Here is a 23,622-nt window from a genome sequence, read left to right as displayed (position 1 = left end):
GTCACGTGAGGGCTCCTCGCTGGTGTGGCGACGGATTCGCGGCGTCTCGCGGCCGGGTGGTCTCGCGGACGACGACCACGCCGCCGGGCGGCACCACCGCCTCACCGTCGCACAGTGTGGAGTCCGCGAGACCCACTCCGCAGGCAGGGACGGAGACCGCCTCCTGCGTGTGATTGATCAGGAACAGGAACGAGCCCCGGTCGCCGACGCGCCGTACCGCCTCCACGCCGGGCGGCGCCGAGACCACGGGAGTGACCCCCGCCCCGTCGCACACCCTCCGGACCACGGTGCGCAGCACCTCTGCGGGCAGGCGCGCGGCCGTGTACCAACCGGTGCCCCGCCCGAAGGCGTGCCGCGTGACCACGGGGCCGCCGCGGGCCGGGCCGCCGTCCACCGCGTCAGCGAAGCCGAGCACCTTGGTGCAGCCGCGGGGCTCGACACGTTCCGCCCACTGACGCACGTGCGTACCGTCGTCCAGCCGTACGCGGTCGTCGGGTCTCAGCGGCAGATACTCGTCGACAACCAGGCCGAGCACCTCCCGCAGGGCGCCGGGGTGGCTGCCCGGGTGCATCCGGTCGTGTGCGTCGACGACGCCGCTGAAGCAGCCGACCGCGAGATGGCCTCCCTGCTCGACGTACCGCCTGAGGTGGTCGGCGTCCTGGTCGGACAGGAGGTAGAGACCGGGGGCGACGACGGCCCGGTACGGTGACAGGTCGGCGCCGGGAGCGACGAGGTCGCAGGTGATGTTGAGCCTCCAGAGCGCTTCGTACCAGTCGCGCACCGCGTCCAGGTAACGGAACTCGCCGGAGGGGCGGGCCTGTAGCTCCAGGGCCCACCAACTGTGCCAGTCGAAAAGCACGGCCACGTCGCCGCGCACGCGGGTGCCGCTCACCTCCTCCAGGCAGGCCAGTTCGGCTCCGAGGGCGCTGACCTCCTTCCAGACCCGGCCACCGGTACCGGCGTGCGGGAGCATCGCGGAATGCCACTTCTCCGCACCGGCGCGGGACTGCCGCCACTGGAAGAACATCAGGCCGTCCGCGCCCCGTGCCAGATGGGTGAGGGCGTTGCGGCGTGTTTCACCGGGCAGTTTGGCCACGTTGATCGGTTGCCAGTTCACGGCGGAGGTGGAGTGCTCCATGAGCAGCCAGGGCCGGCCCCCGGCCATCCCGCGTGCCAGGTCCGCGTTGAGCGCCAGATCGATGTGGCCGTCGGGATCGGCGGCCGGCAGGTAGTGGTCGACCGACACCAGGTCGCACGCGGCGGCGAAGGCGTACCCGTCGACCTTCTTCTCCAGCGTCCCCATGAGATTGGTGGTGATCGGTGTGAGCGGAGCGATCCGGCGCAGTATGGCGGTCTCGGCGTGGTGCCGGGCGAGCAGCGCGTCGGAGGAGAAGCGGCGGTAGTCCAGTTCCTGCCCCGGGTTACGGAAGGCTGTGCTGTCCCGAGGCGGATCTATCTCCTCCCACTCGCCGTAGCGCTGACTCCAGAAGTCGGTGCCCCAGGCGTCGTTGAGCGCGTCAAGGGTCTCGTACCGTTTCCGCAGCCAGGACCGGAAGGCATCCGCGCTGGTGTCGCAGTAGCACAGGGCGTTGTGATTGCCCCACTCGTTGTGGACGTGCCACAGGGCGAGCGCGGGGTGGTCGGCGTAGCGGGAGGCCAGCTCGGTGACGAGGGCGTCGGCCGCTTCGGCGTAGGCGGGGCTGCTGGGGCAGAAGACCTGCCTACTGCCGTGCGCCGAGCGGGTGCCGGAGGCGGTGACCGGGCGGGCGTCCGGGTGCCGCCGGGTGAACCACGGGGGCGGGGCGGCGGTGGGCGTGGCGAGGTCCACGGCGATGCCGTGCCCGTGCAGCAGGTCGAGCACTTCGTCGAGGAGGCTCCAGTCGTACGTCCCGTGCCGTGGCTGGATGCGGGACCAGGAGAACACTCCGACGGTGACGAGGTTGACACCGGCCTCCCGCATCAGGCGCACGTCCTCGGGCCAGACCTCGCGCGGCCACTGTTCCGGGTTGTAGTCACCGCCGTAGGCGATCCCGCCCAGCCGGCGGGTGAGTCCGGCGAGAGTGCGGGTCATGACTTCACGGCTCCGGCGGCGAGCCCGGCGCGCCAGTAGCGTTGCAGGAGGAGGAAGGTGAGGACGATCGGGACGACGGACACGAGGGCACCCACGATCGTCAGGGTCTGTAGTTCGGGCAGGCGGCTGGTCTGGGACTGCCAGGTGAACAGACCGAGGGTGACGGGGTAAAGACGGTCGTCCTGCAACATCACCAGGGGCAGCAGGAAGTTGTTCCAGATGACGACGAACTGGAACAGGAAGATGGTGACCAGCGCCGGGGCCATCAGGCGCAGCGCGAGGGTACGGAAGATGCGGAACTCGCCGGCACCGTCCATCCTGGCGGCCTCCAGCACCTCGTCGGGGACGGACGCGGCGGCGAAGATACGGGAGAGGTAGACACCGAACGGGCTGACGACACTCGGCAGGAACACCGACCAGACGGTGTTGGTGGCGTCCGCCTGGGCGAACAGCAGGAACAGAGGCAGCGCCAGCGCGGTCGCCGGTACGAGCACCCCTCCCAGAACGACGGAGAACACGGCCTCGCGGCCCCGGAAGGCGTACTTCGCCAGCGCGTAACCGGCGGCGGCGGCCAGTACGGTGGCGACGGCCGCGCCCGCTCCGGCGTACAGGAGGCTGTTGAGCAGCCAGCGGGCGTACACGCCGTCCTGTTGGTCGAAAAGGGCGGCCAGGTTGTCGCCGAAGTGCCAGTGGGACGGCAGCAGTCCCGGCGTGGTGACGAGGTCGCTCTGGCTCTTGGTCGACGACACGAGCAGCCAGTAGACCGGAAGCAGCATGTAGCAGGCCACGAGGATCATGAAGACCATCGTGACCACGGACGAGGCGTCGTTACGGGGACGGCGCCCGGCCGGGGCCGCGTGGGCTCCCTCGGTACGGGTGAGGACGCTCATGCCTGCCTCCGGGAGGTGAAGCGCAGGAACGCGAAGGACAGCAGGAACGTCACCGCGGCGAGCAGGACCGACAGGGCGGCCGCTTCGCTGTAGTCGTCGCCGGCGGTGAGCGCGTAGGCCGCGAGGTTGGGTGTGTAGGTGCTGGTCACGCTCGTGGAGACGGAACGGAAGACCTGCGGCTCGGTGAAGAGCTGGAAGGTGCCGATGATGGAGAACACCCCGGTGAGAACGAGGGCCGGCCGGATGATCGGGATCTTGATGCGCAGGGCGATGGTCCAGCCGCTCGCCCCGTCCATCCGGGCCGCCTCACCGATGTCGGCCGGTACGGCTTGGAGGGCGGCGTAGAGGATCAACATGTTGTAACCGGTGTACGTCCAGGTCACGACGTTGCCGATGGACCACAGGATGGCGTCGGGCCCTAGCAGGTCCACGTGCGCCCCGGCGGAGCGCACAAGGTCCACAACGGGCGACAGGCGCGGGTCGTAGAGGAACGCCCACATCAGGGCGGCGACGACGCCGGGGATGCCGTACGGCACGAAATACACCAGCCGGAAGAACCGCTTGGCGCGTGCCACCGCCGAGTCCAGCAGCAGGGCGAGGACCAGGGCCAGCAGCAGCATGACCGGGATCTGCGCGAGCGCGAAGCCCGTCACGCGGAGCACGCCGTCGGCGAAGAAGGGTTCCCTGACCACGGTGGTGTACTGCTCGAATCCGGCGAACACCGAATGGGTCCGGCCGAAGGTGCCGCCTGTGCGCACGGACTTGTGCAGGCTCTGCCAGAACGCGTAGCCGACCGGGACGAGGGTGAACAGGACGAACGGAATCAGAAAAGGGGCGAGGAAGGCGTAGGGGGCGAGGGTGCGGCGCGGGCGGCGGCGCGCCCCTGGTGGTGCGGTGGTGGGTGTCACGGGTGGCAGCCTTTGCGGGTGCTGTTCCCCGCCGCCCGTGCGGACGGCGGGGAGTGGCAGGAAGGGTGATCGGTCAGCCGGTCACGTCGAGTGACTGCTTGCGAAGGGACTCCGTACTCTGCGAGCCGGTCTCCTTGAGCACGTCACGGAGAGTGGTCCTGCCCCCGATCACGCCGGCGGTGCCGTCGCTGAGATAGCGGTAGGTGTCCGTCATGGTGGGGCCCCAGGTGAAGTTGGTGTCCACGTTTCCGGAGGCCTGGGCGAAGACGTCGAAGATCTTCTGTTTGCCGTAGAAGTCGACCGGCTGCTTGAGCGCCGGGAGGCTCGCGCCGGCTTTGGCTGCCGGGTAGAGGCCGCCCTCGCGGTTGAGGATCTCCAGTGCCTTCGGGTCGGTGTTCAGCCACAGCGCGAACTTGGCCGCCTCGGCAGGGTGCTTGCTTCCGCCGAGCACCGCCGTGGTGGAGCCGCCCCAGTTACCCGCCTGCTGTTCGCCCGGCTGCCACTGCGGCATCGGGGCCACCGCCCACTTACCGGATGTGGACTTGGCGTTGTCGCGGATGGTGCTGTAGCCCCAGGCGGCACTGATCCAGGTCACCACCTCGCCGTCGTTCCACGCCTTGTACAGCGCCGGCGAGAACCCTTGGAGGTCCGTCGCGACGAGCTTGTCGTCGATCAGCTTCTGCCAGTACTCGGCGACCTGCCGGCTCTCGGGGCGGTCTACCGTGACCTTCCAGGAGTCACCCTTGCGCTCGAACATAGTGGCCTTGTTCTGCCACAGCAGACCGGTGAACCAGTTCGGGTCGGTCTGCGAGAAGTGGGTGATGTACTTGCCCGCCTTCTTGAGACGGCGGGCGTCCTTCGCGTACTCGTCCCACGTGGTGGGGGCCTTCAGGCCGAGCTTGTCGAAGACGTCCTTGCGGTAGAAGAGAGCCATGGGACCGGTGTCCTGCGGTACGGCCCAGACGCCGTCCCTGCCACCGGCTCCGAACTGCACCTGCGACCAGGTCCAATCGGCGAACTTCTGCCCCGAGTCCTTGACCCCGGGGCAGGAGGCGATGTCCCGCAGCCCGTCCTTCAGCCGGAAGCTGGCCAGGGAGTCGTACTCGATCTGACCGAGGTCCGGGGCTTTCCCGGCCTTCAGGGCATTGGAGAGGTTCTGGTAGGTGCCGGCGTTGCCCGCCGGCGTCGTCTTCAACTTGACCTGGATCTCAGGGTTCTGCTGGTTCCACAGGTCGACCGCCTTCTGCATGCCGGGGACCCAGGACCAGTAGTCCAGTGCGACCTTGCCGGAGGCAGGCTTACAGGACGTCGAGCCGGCCCCGTCCTTGACGCCACCACCGCCTCCGTCGGAGCCCGTCACCACCATGAGGGCCAGGACCGCCGATCCGACCATGCAGCGCGTGGCCAGTGAAGTGTGCTCGCGCATCGCCATGAGGTTGCTCCTTGCACCGAGAACCGCTCCGACGAAGCGGTGGGCGCAACCATCACAACAGGAATCCACATAAGTCAACAGCTGGAGGAGGGTTTTTGTGTTCCGAGCTCTCTTTGCAACCTGTTCGAAGCCCTGCATCACAGGTTGAAGATCGCGATGACCTGCACAGTTACGAAGTTGCCCGCCTGAAACCGCGAAGAGCCTCGCCATGCGGAATCGATTACGTTACGGTCTCCGAGTGGGTCGATCTGCGAGCGAGGAGCGACTCACCAAGGACGGCGCCCGCGGTGACGGGTCAGAAGCGGCACCGCCGCTGCGGGCGCCTTGCGGGACCGTCTGTTCGATAGTTGCCGGTGGTAAGGGGGGCACGGTCGGCAGGACGCCGGGCGACTCGTGCAGTGCCGTGCGGGCGAAGGCGCGCACGAGCGGTGCGGGCCGTCGCAGATGGGGCGGGAACGTGGGCCCCAGCAGCACGAACGCCGCCGCCCGGCCGGGCGCGCGCACGGCCGCGTGCAACGGGACCTGGGCGCCGGTGGAGTGCGCGGCCGGCACCGCCGGGGCCGGGGCGACCCATGTCAGCCAAGCGTCACCGTATCGGTGAGCGCTCCCGGTGCCGGGGCACACGCCGCACTCGCCGGGTCCCCGAACCCGGGGACGTCCAGCACCCGCACCTGTCTCGACCGGACGCCGACGGCCGGCGGCAGTACGACTCTCGGGGCCGGGACGACCGCTCAAAAGCCGTGCTGCGGTGGCCCGCGCCGCCGACGCCGGGCGGGTGGGTCGGCACGGCCTGGAGATCGTCATGGCCCTCGCCCAGGACGCCCGCCCTGTACGGCAGCGGTCCTGGCCGGCAGCCCAGGTCAGCTGCGGCGAACCGCTTCTCGTCCTCGCCTTGCAACTTGTGGTGAGGAGCGGCCCGATCCCGCGAGATGGTGAGCCGCACCTGTGAGCGGCGTAGCGTCGCGCAGTCGGGTGCCATGAGACGTTCGCTCCACTACACCCGCCACGTGGTGGTCGAGCAGGCGGCCCCTGACTGGAGTGAATGGTCGTGGAAGGTCTCCGCCGCATTCCATTGCTTCACCTGAACGCAAACAGTTGCGTCACTTGCGCTATTCTTGCGCTATGGTGCGACGACTTGCGGAAGTGGCGAAAAAGGTCGGGGTCAGTGAGGCCACCGTCAGCCGGGTGCTCAATGGTAAGCCGGGAGTCTCCGATGCCACCCGGCAGGCGGTGCTGACAGCCCTGGACGTCCTCGGCTACGAGCGGCCCACTCAGCTGCGCGGTGAGCGGGCCCGGCTCGTCGGGCTGGTGCTGCCGGAGTTGCAGAATCCCATCTTCCCGGCGTTCGCCGAGGTCATCGGCGGCGCCCTGGCCCAGCTGGGGCTGACCCCGGTGCTGTGCACGCAGACCAAGGGCGGGGTGTCGGAGGCGGACTACGTCGAACTGCTGCTCCACCAGCAGGTCTCCGGTGTGGTGTTCGCAGGCGGCCTGTACGCCCAGGCCGACGCCCCCCACGACCACTACCGGCTCCTGGCCGAGCGCAACATCCCGGTCGTGCTGGTCAACGCCGCCATCGAGGACCTCGGTTTCCCGGCCGTGTCCTGTGACGACGCGGTGGCGGTCGAGCAGGCGTGGCGGCACCTGGCCTCCCTCGGGCATGAGCGGATCGGCCTGGTCCTGGGCCCCGTCGACCACGTGCCCTCCGCCCGCAAACTGGCTGCCGCCCGGGCGATCGCCGGCGACGTGCCGGAGGAGTTCGTCGCCCGCGCCATATTCTCCATCGAGGGCGGTCACGCGGCTGCCTCCCGGCTGATCGACCGGGGCGTCACCGGAATCATCTGCGCCAGCGACCCCTTGGCGCTCGGCGCGATCAGGGCCGCCCGTCGCAAGGGGTATGACGTTCCCGGGCGCGTGTCCATCGTCGGCTACGACGACTCGGCGTTCATGAACTGCATGGAGCCCCCGCTGACCACCGTCCGCCAGCCCATCGAGGCCATGGGCCGTGCGGCCGTCGAGCTGCTCAACGTGCGGATCGGCGGTACTGCCGTCCCTGCCGAGGAGCTGCTGTTCGAGCCGGAGCTGGTGGTGCGGGCCTCCACCGCGCAAGCCCCACGAGGTTGATCCGGAATATGCAACCGGTTGTTAAATAATTTAAGATTCTGTGCGACATCTTGCGGTGCGGTGTCGGCGGTGCTTGAGTGTGCGGCGCCACTCCTGCCACGATGGGTCCACCGATGACAAGCACCGGTTTTCGCAGCACCTTCGCCGTGATCGCCGTCTGTTCCTTTCTCGGCCCTCACCGCTACCGCCTGCGGGTCGAGGCCGCCTTCGGCTTCGCGACCAAGGCCCTCGGCGCCCAGACGGACCTGGCGCTCGGCACCTACTGGGGCCGCGCTGCCACCCTGCTGTCCCCGGCGCTGCCCGGCACGGTTACCAGGGGGAGGGCCTGGGCCTGCCTGAGGCCCGCGTCCCGGTCGACTAGGTACAGCATCCGCCGTATCTCCGATCGGGTGGTGCCAGTCCGGGCCGTGACAGCTGCCGGATGCCGCTGCCCCGAGCGGCCGGTATGCCGTACACCGGATTCGGCTCACGGGAGGAGCCGTGGCTGCCGCAGCCGACCGACTGGCCTTCGCGGTCGGCCATCAGCAGCAGGACCCGCACTCCATGCTCACCCACCGAGCCGTCGCCATCCGCCCGGTCCTCGGTGAAGGCTCCTTGACTGGATCGCCGCCCCCGACGGCGTCCTCGCCTCATCGCGCGTGGACGGCGGGCTATGTGGTCAACCTCGCGGCCACGCCCACCGACCCGCCCGCACACCCCCGACTCCTGCTCAGCAGCCCGCTGGACGGCGCGGCTGGCTGTCGCGGGACATGGCGGCCTGGCTCCAGGCCGGTGCCGCCCCAGCGGCACCGTCGTCCCCACGCACCCCACACGGAGGGATCAGCACATGCACAGCGCCAGATATGTCAGGAGCATGTCAGCAACAGGGGCGGTCGTCGCCCTCGCCGCCGGCATGCTCGTCACCCTCGCCCCGTCCGCCCACGCGGCGGCGGGCGCCACACTCCCCTTCACCTCCGTGGAAGCGGAGTCGGCGAGCACCACTGGCACGAAGACCGGACCGGACTACGCGCAGGGCACGCTCGCATCCGAGGCCTCGGGACGGCAGGCCGTCCGGCTGACGTCCGGGCAGCGGGTGGAGTTCAGCGTGCCGCGCGCCTCCAACGCCGTGAACATTTCATACAGCGTCCCGGACGGTCAGTCCGGTTCGCTGAACGTCTATGTCAACGGCACCAGGCTCGCCAAGACGCTCCCGGTGACCTCCAAATACTCGTACGTCGACACCCCCTGGATCACGGGCTCCAAGACACACCACTTCTTCGACGACACCCGGCTCCTGCTCGGGAGCAACGTGCAGGCCGGAGACAAGATCGCCTTCGAGTCGACCGGTACCCAGGTCACCGTGGACGTCGCCGACTTCGAGCAGGTCGCCCCGGCCGCATCCCAGCCCGCTGGCTCGGTCTCAGTCGTCTCCAAGGGCGCCGACCCCACCGGCACCGGCGACTCCACGCAGGCCTTCCGGGACGCCATCGCCGCCGCCCAGGGCGGAACGGTCTGGATCCCGCCCGGGGACTACCGGATCACGTCGTCGCTCAGCGGCGTCCAGAACGTGACCCTCCAGGGCGCCGGCAGCTGGCACTCCGTCGTGCGCACCTCCCGGTTCATCGATCAGTCCAGCTCATCCGGAGGCGTCCACCTCAAGGACTTCGCCGTCATCGGGGAGGTAACCGAACGCGTCGACTCCAGCCCGGACAACTTCGTCAACGGCTCCCTCGGACCGGGCTCCTCCGTATCCGGCATGTGGCTGCAGCACCTCAAGGTCGGCCTGTGGCTCACGGGCAATAACGACAACCTGGTCGTGGAGAACAACCGGATCCTCGACACCACCGCCGACGGCCTCAACCTCAACGGCAGCGCCAAGGGGGTCCACGTCCGCAACAACTTCCTGCGCAACCAGGGCGACGACGCCCTCGCCATGTGGTCGCTTAACTCCCCGGACACGAACTCCAGCTTCGAGAACAACACGATTTCGCAGCCCAACCTCGCCAACGGCATCGCCATCTACGGCGGCACCGACATCGCGGTGAGAAACAATTTCATCTCGGACACCAACGCCCTCGGCAGCGGCATCGCGATCTCCAACCAGAAGTTCCTCGACCCCTTCTCTCCGCTGTCCGGCACCATCACGGTCGACGGCAACACACTCGTGCGCACCGGTGCCATGAACCCCAACTGGCAGCACCCCATGGGCGCCTTGCGCGTCGACTCCTACGACAGCGCCATCAACGCCACGGTCGACATCACCAACACGACGATCACCGACAGCCCCTACAGCGCCTTCGAGTTCGTCTCCGGCGGCGGGCACGGCTACCCGGTGAGTCACGTCAACGTGACCGGCGCGACCGTGAAGAACACCGGAACGGTCGTGGTCCAGGCCGAGGCGCAGGGCGCGGCCACCTTCCGCGACGTCAACGCCACCGGAGTGGGAGCCGCCGGCATCTACAACTGCCCCTACCCGGCCAATTCGGGCGGCTTCGCCCTGACCGACGGTGGCGGCAATTCCGGCTGGTCCAGCACCTGGTCGGACTGTTCCAACTGGCCCCAGCCCGGGCAGAGCAACCCCGACCCGGACCCCAACCGCAACCTGACCAAGAACCGCCCCGCCACCGCGACCGGTTCCCAGGACGTGTACACACCCGGCAAGGCCGTCGACGGCGACGCGAACAGCTACTGGGAGTCCGCCAATAACGCCTTTCCGCAGTCCTGGACGGTCGACCTCGGCTCGTCGTACGCCGTGCGGCGCCTGGTGCTGAAACTGCCACCGTCCTCGGCCTGGAGCGCCCGCACTCAGACCATCACCGTGCTCGGCAGCACCGACGGCTCGAACTACTCCGCCGTGGCGGGATCGCAGGGCTACCGCTTCGACCCGGCCACCGGTAACAGCGCAACCGTGTCCTTGCCCAGCGGCACGAGCCTGCGGTACCTCAGGCTTACCGTCAACGCCAACACGGGATGGCCCGCCGGGCAGTTGAGCGAGGTGGAGGCGTATTTGACGTCCTGACCTCCGCTGTCCCGGACCCGCCCGCCCCGCGCTTCGCTGTCTGGATCTGCTCGGACACATAATTCCGCAGCTCGGCGAGGCGCGGGGATGGTCGACAGACACCCTAGCGGCCAACACAGCTATACCTTCCCCTCGGAGGTCGACAGATGCGAATAACCCCACCACTGCCACGGCGCGCTGGGTGGATCAGAGCACTCCGCCTGGTTCCCGTGGTCGTGGTGACGGTGGCCGCCACCGTCACCACGACGCTGAACGCCGAGGCGGCGGTGCCCCCGGCGCCGTCGGGCTTCTCGCTCACCTGGAGCGACGACTTCAACGGCGCTTCCGGCACCGGCATCGACCAGGGCCTGTGGAAGTACGACACCGGTCCGGGCAGCAATTTCGGCACCGGTGAGATCGAGACCATGACCAACAGCACCTCGAACGTCTACTACGACGGTCAGGGGCATCTGGTGCTCCAGGCGCTGCACTCCGGTTCCGACCCGCGGGCCGGATGGACCTCGGGGCGCGTCGAGACCCAGTCGGCGGGCTTCGGCGCCGCGGCCGGCGGTGTCGTACGCATCGAGTCCGTGCTCCAGCAGCCCAACGTCACCACCGCCAACGGCGCGGGCTACTGGCCGGCGTTCTGGATGCTCGGCGCGCCGCTGCGCGACGGCGTGACCTGGCCGAAGTCCGGCGAGGTCGACATCATGGAGGACATCAACGGCCGCAGTTCCGACTTCAGCACCCTCCACTGCGGCGTGAACCCGGGTGGGCCGTGCAACGAGTCGACCGGCATCGGCTCGGGCGAGCGCGCCTGTTCGGGCTGCCAGACCGGCTTCCACGACTACGCGGCGGAGATCGACCGCTCGGTGTCACCGGAACAGATCCGGTTCTACCTAGACGGAAACAACTTCTTCACCGTCAACGCCAACCAGGTGGACCCGTCGACCTGGGCCGACGCGGTCGACCACCCCTTCTTCATCATCTACGATTTGGCGATCGGCGGCGGCTTCCCCGACGCCTTCGGCGGGGGCCCGAACGCCTCCACGGTCTCCGGCGGCAAGCTGGTCATCGACTCCGTGGCCGTCTACAACAAGGGGCCGGGCTCCGGTGGCGGTGGCGGTGGCGGCGGTTCGGTGACCGGCCAGACGATCACCGGTCCGGGCGGCAAGTGCGTGGACGTTGCAGGGGACGACACCGGCGGCGACGGCACCGCCGTGCAACTGTGGGACTGCCAATCGGCGGCCAAGGACCAACACTGGACCTGGAGCGGCCAGACCCTGCAGACTCTCGGCAAGTGCCTGGACATCTCCGGCGGCAACAGCGCCGCGGGCACGAAGTTGCAGCTCGCCACCTGCAACAACGGCGGCTACCAGTCCTGGGTGCGACAGACCGACGGCTCACTGCGGAACCCGGCCAGCGGCCGGTGCATCGACTCACCGTCGGGAGCCACCGCGAACGGCACCCGCCTGCAGATCTGGGACTGCAACGGTGCAGACGCCCAGAAGTTCGCCATCGGAACCCCGATCTACGGACCGGGCGGCAAGTGCGTGGACGTCGCAGGTGACGACACCGGCGGTGACGGCACCGCGGTCCAACTGTGGGACTGCCAGCAGGCGACCTCCCTCGACCAGAAGTGGACCTGGAACGGCCAGACACTACGGACGCTGGGCAAGTGCCTGGACATCGCAGGCGGTCTCAACGCGGCCGGCACGAAGCTCCAGTTGGCAACATGCAACGGCGGTGCCTACCAGAACTGGATAGCCAACGCCAATGGCTCGATGTCCAACCCGGCCAGCGGCCGGTGCATCGACTCACCGTCGGGCGCCACCGCGAACGGCACCCGCCTGCAGATCTGGGACTGTAACGGCGCAGACGCGCAGAAGTTCGCCCTGGCATGAGAGGAAGGAGGACCGGCAGCCGGCAGACCGGCAGCTGCCCGACCGTTGCAGCTTGCTCGTTCCGCCGTGCTGCCGTCCTCCCTGTGAACGGAGAACAACGCTCGCACCGGTGAGCGCCGAGAAGTCCCTCCCCACCCTGCCCGACGGCCTCCACCCGACGCTGAGACCAGCACGCTGCCGGTACAGGAGGAGGCCAACCGCGGCGAAGAGCGGCCAGTGTGAGCGACGTCTGGCTCGTCGGTCGGCGGCATGGCACGCTCCTCCCGCCAGCGCCAGCGGCCGCCTCGAGGCTGCAGTGTCGGCTGTTGCCACTGGAAATGCCCGCGCCCGGGGCGGGCAGCGGGCCGGGCGGCCTCCGGGCGCGGGCCACCGATTGACACCGGGCATGCTGGCATCGCAGGGGCGGGCCCTGGTCCGCATCGGTCCTGTGCTGCCGCCGCACCCGACAGCTCACCGGTAACAGCTGACCGCCCAGCCCCCCAATCTCCCGGCCGGCTTTCATCGGGTGGGTCGGGCGTCGTGCGACCGCGCGTCACTCCCCACCGCTCTGCGCAAACTTGCGTAGACACTTGCATTATTCCTACGTTGTTGTCGCGACAACTTGCCAGGGCCATCCGTCGATCGGTGCTCACCGCACTCGGCGTACCGGGCTGCGAACACCCGCCCCAAGCTGCAGGGCGAACGCTCCTGCATGGTCGGCCTGGTACTGCCGGAGCTTGTGACCCCGATCTTTTCTGCCTTCGCGGAAGCCCTCGATCAAAGCCGTCTCCCTGGAAGGCGGCCAGGCGGCCAGGCGGTCAGGCGACCACCGCACGGCCACTCGACCGTGGTGTCACCGCAAGCATCTGCCATGTGCCGGGCTGCGGAACTGCTCACCGCACAGATCGCGGGCAGCGCCGTCGCGCTCCGCAAGCCGGAGCCTGTGGCGCGTGGTTCCACCGCACTGGTCCGCGCGGACTGAGCGGCTCGCGCTTCCAGCTCCACAATCTGCGGACTGTCGAATTCTTACGGATTCAGCGCGAGATCTTGCGGACTATTGTCGTTGGTGGTTGAGTGTGGGCCGCCACACAGCGAGCAACCGTTGTGGGCATTCCACGCTCATGGTCAAAGGGGTCCACCGATGAGAAGTTCCGGGTACCGTCGCACCACCGTCGCCGCGATAGCCGGCACTCTCACCCTCGTCAGCCTCACGGCCTGCGGTTCCGGCGGCGAATCGAGCAGGGGTGACGGCAGAACCCGTATCACGGTCAACTGCGAGCCGCCCAAGAGCGCCAAGGTCGACCGGCGGTTCTTCGACGCGGACGTCGCGGCCTTCGAGGACCACAACCGGGACATCGAAGTCGTCACCCATGACGCGTTCCCCTGCCAGGACCCCAAGACCTTCGACGCCAAGCTCGCCGGCGGGCAGATGGAAGACGTCTTCTACACCTACTTCACCGACGCCGGACACGTCGTGGACGTCAACCAGGCTGCCGACATCACCCCGTACGTCAAGGAACTCAAGAGTTACCAGACCATCCAGAAGCAGCTGCGCGACATCTACACCGTCGACGGCCATGTCTACGGCATCCCGCGCACCGGCTACTCCATGGGCCTGATCTACAACCGCAGTCTGTTCCAGAAGGCGGGCCTGGACCCCGACAAGCCTCCCACGACCTGGGAAGAGGTTCGTGCCGACGCCAAGAAGATCGCCGCCCTCGGCGACAGCACCGTCGGTTACGCCGACTACAGCGCCCAGAATCAGGGCGGCTGGCACTTCACCGCCGAGATGTACTCCCAGGGCGGCGACGTCGTCACCGCCGACGGCAGGAAGGCAGCCGTCGATTCCCCGGCCGGCCACGCCGTCCTGCAGAACCTGCACGACATGCGCTGGAACGACGACTCCATGGGCAGCAAGCAGCTCCTCGTCATCAACGACGTGCAGCAGATGATGGGTTCAGGCAAGCTCGGCATGTACCTCGCCGCCCCCGACAACATCCCGATCCTGGTCAAGGAGAAGGGCGGCAACTACAAGGACCTCGCTCTCGCCCCCATGCCCGGCGGCAAAGGCACCCTCATCGGCGGCGACGGCTACATGTTCAACAAGCACGACACCCCCGCCCAGATCCGCGCCGGCCTCAAGTGGCTCGACCACATGTTCCTCACCCCCGGCAAGGGCTTCCTCGGTGACTACGCCCGTGCCAAGAAGAACGCCGCGCCCGTCGGCCTGCCCGAGCCGCGCCTGTTCACCGGCGCGGCCGACGCCAAGGATCAGCAGGTCAAGAAGGCCAACGCCAACGTGCCGGTGCAGAACTACCAGGCCTTCCTGGACGGCAACCACAACCTCGATATGAAGATCGAGCCGCCCAAGGCCCAGCAGATCTATTCGGTGCTCGACGGCGTCGTCTCCGCCGTCCTGACCAACAAGGATGCTGACATCGACGGTCTGCTGAGGGAAGCCTCCGGCAAGATCGACGGCATCCTCGCACGAGGCTGAAGCAACCATGAAGACCGCAGCTGAACGCGCGGCCGCCGCCCCGGCCCCCGTAGTGCCGCCCTCCTCCCCGAAGGCGGGCACGACGGGCCGCCAGGGCGGCCCGCCGTGGCGGCGCGCCATCCTCGATCAGGTCCGGGCCTACGCGTTCCTGGTCGGCGGCCTGCTCTGCTTCGCCGTGTTCTCCTGGTACCCCGCGATCCGCGCGGTGGTCATCGCCTTCCAGAAGTACACACCGGGATCGGCGCCCCAGTGGGTGGGCACGGACAACTTCACCCATGTTCTTCACGACCCCGAGTTCACGACCGCGTGGCAGAACACCCTCGTCTTCACCGCGCTGGCCCTGCTTATCGGCTTCGCCGTCCCCTTCGTCATGGCGCTCGTGCTCAACGAACTGAGACACGCCCGGGCCTTCTTCCGCGTCGTGGTCTACCTGCCGGTGATGATCCCGCCGGTGGTCAGCTCGCTGCTGTGGAAGTGGTTCTACGACCCCGGCGCCGGCCTCGCCAACGAGGCGCTGCGCTTCCTGCACCTGCCGACCTCGAACTGGACCAACGGCGCCGACACCGCGCTCGTCTCGCTGGTCATCGTGGCGACCTGGGCCAACATGGGCGGCACCGTCCTGATCTACCTCGCCGCCCTCCAGGGCATCCCGGGCGAGCTGTACGAGGCGGCCGAGCTGGACGGCGCCAACATCTGGCAGCGGGTGCGGCACGTCACCGTCCCTCAGACCCGGTTCATCGTGCTGATGTTGATGCTCCTGCAGATCATAGCCACCATGCAGGTGTTCACCGAGCCGTTCGTCATCACCGGTGGGGGACCGGAGAGTTCCACCGTCACGGTGCTCTACCTCATCTACAAGTACGCGTTTCTCTATCAGGACTTCGGCGGGGCCTGTGCCCTGAGCGTCATGCTCCTGGTTCTGTTGAGCGCGTTCTCAGCCCTGTACCTGCGCTTCACCCGCACCGACGACTGAGAGGAGGAACAGCGATCATGTCCACCAAGCAGAACGGGTACGCGGTGCGCACCCTGGTCTCCCCGCTCACGCTGTCCAGGACCCGCGGCAAAGCCGTCTACTGGACCGTGTTCGGCACGGTCGTCGTCGCCTTCGCCCTGGCCTTCCTCTTCCCGGTCTACTGGATGGCGACCGGCGCCCTCAAGACGCCGGACGAGATCACGCGCACCCCGCCGACCCTGGTGCCGGACCAGTGGCACATCAGCGCGTACACCGATGCCTGGGACCTGATGCAGCTGCCCCAGCACCTGTGGAACACAGTCGTCCAGGCGGCCGGGGCCTGGTTGCTGCAGATCGTCCTCTGCACAGCCGCGGCGTACGCCCTGTCAAAACTGAGGCCCGCCTTCGGCAAGGTGATCCTCGGCGGCATCCTGGCGACGCTGATGGTGCCCGCGCAGGCGCTGGTCGTACCCAAGTACCTCACCGTCGCCGACCTACCGCTGATCCACACCAGTCTGCTCAACGACCCGCTGGCCATCTGGCTGCCCGCCGTGGCCAACGCCTTCAACCTGTACCTGCTCAAGCGCTTCTTCGACCAGATACCGAGCGACGTCCTGGAAGCCGCCGAACTCGACGGCGCCGGCCGCCTGCGCACGCTGTGGTCGGTGGTGCTGCCGATGTCCCGGCCGGTGCTGGGGGTGGTCTCCATCTTCGCCCTCGTCGCCGTGTGGCAGGACTTCCTGTGGCCGCTGATGGTCTTCTCCGACCCAGACAAACAACCGATCAGCGTAGCGCTGGTGCAGCTCTCACAGAACATCCAGCTGACCGTCCTGATCGCCGCGATGGTGATCGCCAGCATCCCGATGGTCGCCATGTTCCTCGTATTCCAGAGGCACATCATCGCCGGGATCAGCGCCGGCAGCACCAAGGGCTGAGCCGGCCCGCGAACCCGGCACCGTGGCACCACCGATCCTGCGCGTCGCCGCCTCCCGGCCCTCCCTGCCCCCGCTGCCGGGGAGCGGCGGCGCGCAGCCCGCCGCGCCGAGCCCGTAGCCCGCCGCCCACGGTCCTACGGCCGTGGGCGAGACCACGCATGCCCGAAAGGAACCCTCATGGACCCGGCCGACGAGCAGTGGTGGCGTGGCGCCGCCATCTACCAGATCTACGTGCGCAGTTTCGCGGACGGAGACGGGGACGGCACCGGTGATCTCGCGGGAGTACGCGCCAGGCTGCCGTACCTGGCCGATCTCGGCGTCGACGCGCTGTGGTTCACCCCCTGGTACCTCTCGCCCCTGGCCGACGGGGGCTACGACGTCGCCGACTACCGTGCCATCGATCCGGCCTTCGGCACCCTCGGCGAGGCGGAGAAGCTGATCAGCGAGGCGCGCGAGCTGGGGCTGCGCACCATCGTCGACATCGTGCCCAACCACGTCTCCGACCGGCATCCGTGGTTCCGGGCGGCACTCGCCGCCGGACCCGGCAGCCCGGAGCGGGAGCTGTTCCACTTCCGGCCCGGCCGCGGTGAGCACGGCGAACTGCCGCCGAACGGCTGGCCGTCGGAGTTTCCCGGCGCCGCAACCTGGACCCGGGTTCCGGACGGGGAGTGGTATCTGCATCTGTTCACGCCCCAGCAGCCCGACCTGAACTGGGCGCACCCGGCCGTCCACCGAGAGCACGAGGACGTCCTGCGCTTCTGGTTCGAGCGGGGCGTGGCCGGGGTGCGCATCGACTCCGCGGCGCTCCTCGCGAAAGACCCCGAGCTGCCGGACTTCGTCAAGGGCCGCGATCCGCACCCGTACGTCGACCGCGACGAGCTGCACGACATCTACCGCTCCTGGCGGGCCGTCGCCGACGAGTACGGCGCCGTCTTCGTGGGTGAGGTGTGGCTGCCGGACACCGAGCGCTTCACCCGTTACCTGCGCCCCGACGAGCTGCACACCGCCTTCAACTTCGATTTCATGACCCGTCCCTGGTACGCGGCCGAGCTGCGCGAGTCCATCGACGGTACCCTCACCGAGCACGCCATGATCGGGGCGCCGGCGACCTGGGTCCTGTGCAACCATGACGTGACGAGGACCGTCACCCGGTACGGGCGGGCGGAGTCGAGTTTCTCGTTCGCCACCAAGCGGTTCGGCACGCCGACCGACCTCGTGCTGGGCACCCGCAGGGCGCGCGCCGCGGCGCTGCTGTCGCTCGCGCTTCCCGGTGCCGTCTATCTGTACCAGGGCGAGGAACTCGGGCTGCCGGAGGTTGAGCTGCCGCCGGAGCGCATCCAGGACCCGATGCACTTCCGCTCCGGCGGTCTCGACCCGGGCCGGGACGGCTGCCGGGTACCGCTGCCCTGGGCCGCCGATGAGCCGCATCACGGGTTCGGCTCGGTGACCGAGCCGTGGCTGCCGCAGCCCGCGGACTGGGCCTCGTACGCCGCTGACCGGCAGGCCGCCGATCCCGGGTCGACGCTCGCCCTCTACCGCACAGCGCTGCGCATCCGCCGCTGCGAGCCCGGCTTCGGCGACGGACAGCTCAGCTGGCTCGACTCCCGGGACGACGTGCTGGCCTTCGCCCGGGAGGACGGCCTCGTCTGCGTCGTCAACATGGCCGCGGAACCCATCGCGCTCCCCGGCCACAAGGCCCTCCTGCTCACCAGCGGCCCCCTGGACGACGAGGGCCGGCTGCCGCAGGACACGGCGGCTTGGCTGCGGACCTGACCCCCGCTGCCGAACCACCGGTCCCGGCAGTACTGCACACGCCACTTCCCTCCCCACCAAGAAGGTGCAGAACCACATGGAGACAACCACCAGACCGATCCCACGACGGTGGCTCGCCGCCGTCCTGGGAGCCGCGCTGGCATGCACAGGGGCCGCCACAGCCGTCGCCCGGACGGCCGGCATCGCCCACGCCGCGACGGCCGCCCACTCCCCGTTGGCCGCCCGCTCCCCGCTGGCCGTCGCGGGCCGTGGCGCCATCGTCCCGTTCACGGAGCTCGAGGCGGAGGCTGCGCGCACCAACGGCACCGTCATCGGCCCCGACCGCACCTACACCTCGTTGCCGTCCGAGGCGTCGGGCCGCAGCGCTGTCAAACTGGACGCGGCAGGCCAGTACGTGGAATTCACTCTCACCCAGCCCGCGAACGCGGTGACGGTGCGCTACAGCCTGCCGGACAACGCGGCCGGTACGGGCATCACCGCGCCCATGGAGCTGAGCGCGGACGGAACCCGGCTGAAGGACCTGTCCTTCACCTCCAAGTACGGTTGGTTCTACGGAAGTTACCCGTTCACCAACTCCCCCGGCGACAAGCCGCACCACTTCTACGACGAGACCCGCGCGCTGTTCGGCAAGACCCTGCCGGCCGGTGCGAAGGTCCGCATCACCTTGCCCTCGACCGCCGCTACCCCGTCGGCCACCGTGGACGTCGCCGACTTCGAGCAGGTCGCCGCGCCCGTGACACAGCCCGCCGATTCGCTGGCCGTGACGGACTACGGCGCCGACCCCTCCGGCGCCGCGGACTCGACGTCCGCGTTCCAGAAGGCGGTGGACGCGGGCAAGGCGCAGGGCAAAACCGTCTGGATACCGCAGGGCACCTTCCGGCTTACCGACCATGTGGTGGTCGACCAGGTGACTCTGCGCGGGGCCGGCCCCTGGTACTCCGTGCTCACCGGCCGCAGCTCCACCGACCGCACCCGGGCGGCGGGCATCTACGGCAAATACGTCAGCGGCGGCGGTTACAGCGGGCAGATCCGTCCGCAGGAGGCAGGCGGCCCTAGCCGCAACGTCACGCTCAAGGACTTCGCCATCCTCGGCGAGATCACCGAGCGAATCGACGAGGACCAGGTCAACGGGCTCGGCGGCGCGATGAGCGACTCGACGGTCGACAATCTGTGGATTCAGCACACCAAGGTCGGGGCCTGGATGGACGGCCCCATGGACAACTTCCACATCAAGAACAGCCGGATCCTCGACCAGACGGCCGACGGCGTGAACTTCCACTGGGGCGTCACGAATTCGTCGGTGGAGAACACCTTCCTGCGCAACACCGGTGACGACGGCCTCGCCATGTGGGCGGACACCAAGACCAACGCCGGCGACACCTTCAAGAACAACACCGTGGTGGCGCCGATCCTCGCGAACAACATCGCGATCTACGGCGGCAAGGACATCTCCGTCACGGACAACGTCGTCGCCGACACACTCACCAACGGCGGCGGCATCCACGTCGGCAACCGCTTCTCGGGCGTCGGCCCCGGCAACGGCACCGATGTCTCCGGCACCTTCACGCTGGCCCGGAACACCACCATCCGGGCGGGCAACACGGACATCGGCTGGCCGTTCCCGATCGGCGCCATCTGGTTCGACGCCCGGGCCAGCGCCATCGACAAGGCGACCATCAAGGTCACCGACACCGACATCCTGGACAGCTCCTACTCGGCCATCATGTTCGTCTCGGGCACCACGAAGGGTGTCGAGTTCAACAACGTCAACATCGACGGCACCGGCACCTTCGCCATGCAGTTCAACGACCCGGCGTCGGCCTCCTTCACCAACGTCACGGCCAAGCACCTCGGTTTCACCGAGCCGGTCTACAGCTGCCTGGGCAGCCAGCTGTCCCTCACCCAGGGCGCGGGCAACTCCGGCTGGAACAGCAAGCTTCCGGCCACCTACTGCGGTGAATGGCCCAAGCCGAACTACGACCACAACGGTACGGACCCCACCCCGCCGCCCACCTCTCCGCCGCCCTCTCCGACGGAGAACCTGGCCAAGGGCCGCCCCGTCACGGCCAGCGGCAGCGTGGACCAGTACGTGCCGGAGAAGGCAGTTGACGGTGATGCCACTTCGTACTGGGAGAGCACGAACAACGCCTTCCCGCAATGGTTGACCGTCGACCTCGGCGCCACCCGGAGCGTGGGCCGCGTCGTCCTCAAGCTCCCGCCCGCCACCGCGTGGGGGGCCCGGACTCAGACCCTGTCGGTGCTCGGCAGCACAGACGGTTCGTCCTTCGGTGAACTCCTCGCGTCGAAGAGCTACCGCTTCGACCCCGCGACCGGCAACACGGCGACGGTGACCCTGCCCGCCGGCACCGGCACGCGCTACCTGCGGATCCGGGTGACGGCCAATACCGGCTGGCCCGCGGCCCAGTTCAGTGAGGTCGAGGCGTACACGTCCTGATGGGAGCGGTTGAACACCGAAGAGCCTGAACATCCGGTTCATGTGGAGGGGCCGGCCTCGCCGTCACGGGGTCGGCCTTTCACCATGTCCCCGTCCCATTCGCGGTGCTGACCGACTACGGCCGGCCACGGCCTACCAGGAAGCCGCCGCGATGGCCGTCCGCTCTGTTTCGGAAGCGAGGCACACAAGAAGCGGAACACCGTCGAGCGGGGCACCAACCGCCTCGAGCGGTGACGCCGCGCTCCTTCAGTTCGTGAAGCCGCTCCCAGAGCATGTGCCTGGCCTGCGGATCGAGCCCGGTGGTGGGCTCGTCGAGGATGAGGACGTCCGGTTCGTTGATCATCGAGCGGGCGATGGTCAGGTGGCGCCGCATACCGCCGGACAGGGCGTCCACCCGGGTGTCGGCAGGTCCTCCGCTGCGCGAAGGCCAGCAGCCGGTTCGCGCGCTCGCGCTTGACCTGCCGGGGCAGGCCGAAGTACCGGCCGTACACCAGTAGGTTCTCACGGACCGTCAGCTCGCGGTCCAGCGCATCGTCCTTCGGCACGACGCCGATCCGGGCGCGGATACGCGAGCCGTCGGACGTGGGGTCCATGCCGAGCACCCACAGGTCGCCACTTGAGACCTGGGAGACGCAGCAGATCATTCGCTGCATCACGGCGGCCTCCTGGCGCACTACCAGCTGGCTAGCACTACCCCGGCGTCCTCATCGGCGAGGATGAACCCGTCCTGCGGGGATCGGGACGGATTCGGCAATACCTCCCCAAGGGCGCCGACCTCCGCACATTCGACCGGGTCGACCTGGACGCCATCGCCCACGAACTCAACCACCGCCCACGCAGGACCCATGGCTACCGCACTCCGGCAGAGGTCTACGTCGACCTCCTTCGTTTGACGACAGCAGGGAAGGTGAGGCGCGCGGGCGCCTCCGGGGAGTCTGGAGGGAAGCGGGTGAGAGTTGAGGTGTGGGAAGACCCGGCGAGGAGGACCATGGTCTTGAGGTGAGTTCCGTGTCGTCCGGGCTGCGACACGCGGAAGCTGCACCGCTCCGCTCGATGAGGAAGAAAGTGCCAGATATTTTGACCATGTCATCCGGATATGCGTCTTCTGGAGGTGGTGAGGGGTGAAGATCTCCGTTGTCGGAGGCACGGGCTTCATGGGGTCCCGGCTGGTGAAAGCACTTGAGACCCTCGGTCATCAGGTCGCCGCCCACGACAGATCTACCGGTTGCGACCTGCTCACCGGGGAGGGGGTGGCGCGGGCGGTGGCATCGGCCGACGTCGTGGTCGACACGATCGACGCCCCGGACTTCGACGCCAGTGCCTCGCCCTTCTTCCGCACGACCACGGACAACCTCCTGGCCGCTGCCGGGCAGGCGGGTGTCCAGCACGCGGTCGTGTTGTCGATCGTGGGCATCGACCGCATCCCCGAGGTCGACTACTACCAGGCCAAGGTCCTGCAAGAAGCCCGGTTGGCGGCAGGTCCGATCCCCTATTCGATCGTCAGGGCGACCCAGTTCATGGAGTTCGTCGACAAGATCATGTCCTGGACGACGGAAGGAGACGTGGTGCGCCTCCCGCCCACCCCGATCCAGCCGGTCGCGGCCGACGAGGCCGTCCAGGCACTCGCCGACGTCGCAACGGGAGAGCCGCTGGGCGGGATCCTGAACGTCGCCGGCCCAGACGTCTTCCCCCTCGACGACCTCGGCCGCATGACCCTGCAGGCGCGGCCGGGTGACGACCGTACCGTGGTCACCGACGAATCCGCAGGACTCTTCGCGGCGGTGCACGCGGACGCCCTCACCGCTCCCGAAGGCGCACGCCTGGGGCGCATCCACTACCGGGACTGGCTCGCCTGACGTTTCCGCCGGCGGGGGACAGTGCCACGCCATGCCGTGGCGGGAACGCACCCGGGACATCGTGATGTCCGCCGATGAGAGCAGAGAGGTCTGCATGATGCCGAACGACACCTCGGAAGGTCCTGAGCCGCAGACGGCGTCCGATGCGTGGAAGGACGCCCTGACCGTCCTGCAGACGGTACGGCCACCGCACATTCCTGAGAGGGCAGAGGTGATGACCGTTCTCATCGCCCACCCCCCGGGGGCTCCGGGCACCCCGCCGCACCGGCACTTCGGGCCGGCCTTCGGCTACGTACTGGAGGGGGAGATGCGTTTCGAACTCGAAGGCGAGGGCGTGCGCATCCTCTCCGCCGGAGACACCTTCTGGGAGCCGGGCGGTGATGTCATCCATTACCAGGACGGAAACAACCGGATCGACGCCTGGTGCCGGTTCCTGGTCACGATGGTCTGCGAGCCGGGGCGACCCATGCTGACCCTGGTGGACGACGAGGAACTCGAGCAGCGCAAGGACCGCCGGGCGCCCCGTTCCGCCTGACCGTCACGACGCACTCTTCGATGCCGACGAACATCCCCGCGGAAGAACACGCCGGGCCGCCCGCTGCGAGATCTGCGGGCCGCTGCGCAGTGCAGCTCCGTTCCACCGCCCTCACCCACCCGGGCGCAGCCCGGCCGCAACGCAGTCGTGGTAGGTCAGCGTGCTACAAGCCCGAGTGGACACGGCCAGTCGGTGGTGATCCAGCCCCATCTGGGACGGCTCTGATTTCACACGGATTCACACAAGCGGTCCAGCGTTCACGGCGTTCACGGCCTTGATCCCTGTGGTCTTCTACCCACCTGCGGTGTGCTGGTCGAGGAGCACAGTCGGCAGAAGC

Annotated in this window: 16 protein-coding genes and 2 pseudogenes; 13 read left to right on the top strand and 5 right to left on the bottom strand. The window is 68.5% G+C overall.

Features of this window, described 5'->3' with window-relative positions; translation table 11 throughout:
• Position 1: 1 nt before the first annotated feature.
• The 4 genes from AB0F03_RS33140 to AB0F03_RS33125 all read right to left on the bottom strand — a co-directional run bounded on the left by AB0F03_RS33140 (position 2) and on the right by AB0F03_RS33125 (position 5,301).
• Positions 2 to 2,071 carry a beta-galactosidase gene (locus tag AB0F03_RS33140; protein ID WP_361998909.1) on the bottom strand — a complete coding sequence of 690 codons (2,070 nt, stop codon included), beginning with the start codon at positions 2,069 to 2,071 and terminating at the stop codon, positions 2 to 4.
• The gene (locus AB0F03_RS33135; RefSeq protein WP_361998907.1) at positions 2,068 to 2,961 is read right to left on the bottom strand and encodes a carbohydrate ABC transporter permease; all 894 of its coding nucleotides are present in this window, start codon (positions 2,959 to 2,961) and stop codon (positions 2,068 to 2,070) included. Before AB0F03_RS33135 ends, AB0F03_RS33140 begins: the two co-directional genes overlap by 4 nt.
• Positions 2,958 to 3,869: a sugar ABC transporter permease gene (locus tag AB0F03_RS33130; RefSeq protein ID WP_361998905.1), complete on the bottom strand. Its 912-nt coding sequence runs from the start codon at positions 3,867 to 3,869 to the stop codon at positions 2,958 to 2,960. The genes AB0F03_RS33135 and AB0F03_RS33130 overlap by 4 nt, the downstream gene beginning before the upstream one ends.
• Before the next feature lie 73 nt (positions 3,870 to 3,942).
• On the bottom strand, positions 3,943 to 5,301 hold the full coding sequence (locus AB0F03_RS33125; protein WP_361998902.1) for a sugar ABC transporter substrate-binding protein: 1,359 nt from the start codon (positions 5,299 to 5,301) through the stop codon (positions 3,943 to 3,945).
• Positions 5,302 to 6,049: 748 nt separating this feature from the next.
• On the opposite strand from AB0F03_RS33125, the gene AB0F03_RS33120 reads away from it, so the two are divergent.
• The 10 genes and pseudogenes from AB0F03_RS33120 (at position 6,050) to AB0F03_RS33075 (ending at position 20,894) form a co-directional block, all read left to right on the top strand.
• Positions 6,050 to 6,250, top strand: a complete 201-nt coding sequence (locus AB0F03_RS33120) for a hypothetical protein (RefSeq protein ID WP_361998900.1) — start codon at positions 6,050 to 6,052, stop codon at positions 6,248 to 6,250.
• A 173-nt stretch (positions 6,251 to 6,423) separates the two neighbouring features.
• The gene (locus AB0F03_RS33115) at positions 6,424 to 7,422 is read left to right on the top strand and encodes a LacI family DNA-binding transcriptional regulator (RefSeq protein ID WP_361998898.1); all 999 of its coding nucleotides are present in this window, start codon (positions 6,424 to 6,426) and stop codon (positions 7,420 to 7,422) included.
• Positions 7,423 to 8,248: 826 nt separating this feature from the next.
• Entirely contained in the window at positions 8,249 to 10,420 is a 2,172-nt protein-coding gene (locus AB0F03_RS33110) for a discoidin domain-containing protein (protein ID WP_361998895.1), read from the top strand.
• 209 nt (positions 10,421 to 10,629) lie between these two features.
• Entirely contained in the window at positions 10,630 to 12,303 is a 1,674-nt protein-coding gene (locus AB0F03_RS33105; RefSeq protein ID WP_361998892.1) for a ricin-type beta-trefoil lectin domain protein, read from the top strand.
• Positions 12,304 to 12,906: 603 nt separating this feature from the next.
• A pseudogene (locus AB0F03_RS33100) lies at positions 12,907 to 13,057 on the top strand (LacI family transcriptional regulator); the annotation flags it as partial.
• A 366-nt stretch (positions 13,058 to 13,423) separates the two neighbouring features.
• Entirely contained in the window at positions 13,424 to 14,779 is a 1,356-nt protein-coding gene (locus AB0F03_RS33095; RefSeq protein WP_361998890.1) for an extracellular solute-binding protein, read from the top strand.
• A 7-nt stretch (positions 14,780 to 14,786) separates the two neighbouring features.
• Positions 14,787 to 15,752 (top strand): sugar ABC transporter permease, encoded by a 966-nt coding sequence (locus AB0F03_RS33090; RefSeq protein WP_361998888.1) that lies wholly within the window; start codon positions 14,787 to 14,789, stop codon positions 15,750 to 15,752.
• A 17-nt stretch (positions 15,753 to 15,769) separates the two neighbouring features.
• Complete coding sequence (locus AB0F03_RS33085) at positions 15,770 to 16,666, top strand: carbohydrate ABC transporter permease (RefSeq protein ID WP_361998885.1); 897 nt, start codon at positions 15,770 to 15,772, stop codon at positions 16,664 to 16,666.
• A 177-nt stretch (positions 16,667 to 16,843) separates the two neighbouring features.
• Positions 16,844 to 18,439, top strand: a complete 1,596-nt coding sequence (locus AB0F03_RS33080) for a glycoside hydrolase family 13 protein (RefSeq protein WP_361998882.1) — start codon at positions 16,844 to 16,846, stop codon at positions 18,437 to 18,439.
• A 76-nt stretch (positions 18,440 to 18,515) separates the two neighbouring features.
• Positions 18,516 to 20,894: a discoidin domain-containing protein gene (locus AB0F03_RS33075; RefSeq protein WP_361998879.1), complete on the top strand. Its 2,379-nt coding sequence runs from the start codon at positions 18,516 to 18,518 to the stop codon at positions 20,892 to 20,894.
• A 115-nt stretch (positions 20,895 to 21,009) separates the two neighbouring features.
• On the opposite strand, the gene AB0F03_RS33070 is transcribed toward AB0F03_RS33075, so the two are convergent.
• Complete coding sequence (locus AB0F03_RS33070; protein WP_361998983.1) at positions 21,010 to 21,267, bottom strand: hypothetical protein; 258 nt, start codon at positions 21,265 to 21,267, stop codon at positions 21,010 to 21,012.
• Between the two features lie 366 nt (positions 21,268 to 21,633).
• On the opposite strand from AB0F03_RS33070, the pseudogene AB0F03_RS33065 reads away from it, so the two are divergent.
• The 3 genes and pseudogenes from AB0F03_RS33065 to AB0F03_RS33055 all read left to right on the top strand — a co-directional run.
• Positions 21,634 to 21,762: pseudogene (locus AB0F03_RS33065) on the top strand (IS30 family transposase); the annotation flags it as partial.
• Between the two features lie 253 nt (positions 21,763 to 22,015).
• Positions 22,016 to 22,750: an NAD(P)H-binding protein gene (locus AB0F03_RS33060; RefSeq protein ID WP_361998876.1), complete on the top strand. Its 735-nt coding sequence runs from the start codon at positions 22,016 to 22,018 to the stop codon at positions 22,748 to 22,750.
• Positions 22,751 to 22,847: 97 nt separating this feature from the next.
• The gene (locus AB0F03_RS33055) at positions 22,848 to 23,285 is read left to right on the top strand and encodes a cupin domain-containing protein (RefSeq protein ID WP_361998980.1); all 438 of its coding nucleotides are present in this window, start codon (positions 22,848 to 22,850) and stop codon (positions 23,283 to 23,285) included.
• Positions 23,286 to 23,622 lie beyond the last annotated feature (337 nt).

It is taken from the genome of Streptomyces sp. NPDC028722 (assembly GCF_040637655.1).
Taxonomy (GTDB): domain Bacteria; phylum Actinomycetota; class Actinomycetes; order Streptomycetales; family Streptomycetaceae; genus Streptomyces.
This window is presented reverse-complemented; position numbering and strand designations above follow the sequence as displayed.

Coding starts and splice junctions, on each gene's coding strand:
- AB0F03_RS33140 (WP_361998909.1), bottom strand. CDS start 2,071: ATGACCCGCACTCTCGCCGGACTCACCCGCCGGCTGGGCGGGATCGCC.
- AB0F03_RS33135 (WP_361998907.1), bottom strand. CDS start 2,961: ATGAGCGTCCTCACCCGTACCGAGGGAGCCCACGCGGCCCCGGCCGGG.
- AB0F03_RS33125 (WP_361998902.1), bottom strand. CDS start 5,301: ATGGCGATGCGCGAGCACACTTCACTGGCCACGCGCTGCATGGTCGGA.
- AB0F03_RS33115 (WP_361998898.1), top strand. CDS start 6,424: ATGGTGCGACGACTTGCGGAAGTGGCGAAAAAGGTCGGGGTCAGTGAG.
- AB0F03_RS33110 (WP_361998895.1), top strand. CDS start 8,249: ATGCACAGCGCCAGATATGTCAGGAGCATGTCAGCAACAGGGGCGGTC.
- AB0F03_RS33095 (WP_361998890.1), top strand. CDS start 13,424: ATGAGAAGTTCCGGGTACCGTCGCACCACCGTCGCCGCGATAGCCGGC.
- AB0F03_RS33090 (WP_361998888.1), top strand. CDS start 14,787: ATGAAGACCGCAGCTGAACGCGCGGCCGCCGCCCCGGCCCCCGTAGTG.
- AB0F03_RS33085 (WP_361998885.1), top strand. CDS start 15,770: ATGTCCACCAAGCAGAACGGGTACGCGGTGCGCACCCTGGTCTCCCCG.
- AB0F03_RS33080 (WP_361998882.1), top strand. CDS start 16,844: ATGGACCCGGCCGACGAGCAGTGGTGGCGTGGCGCCGCCATCTACCAG.
- AB0F03_RS33075 (WP_361998879.1), top strand. CDS start 18,516: ATGGAGACAACCACCAGACCGATCCCACGACGGTGGCTCGCCGCCGTC.
- AB0F03_RS33070 (WP_361998983.1), bottom strand. CDS start 21,267: ATGCGGCGCCACCTGACCATCGCCCGCTCGATGATCAACGAACCGGAC.
- AB0F03_RS33055 (WP_361998980.1), top strand. CDS start 22,848: ATGCCGAACGACACCTCGGAAGGTCCTGAGCCGCAGACGGCGTCCGAT.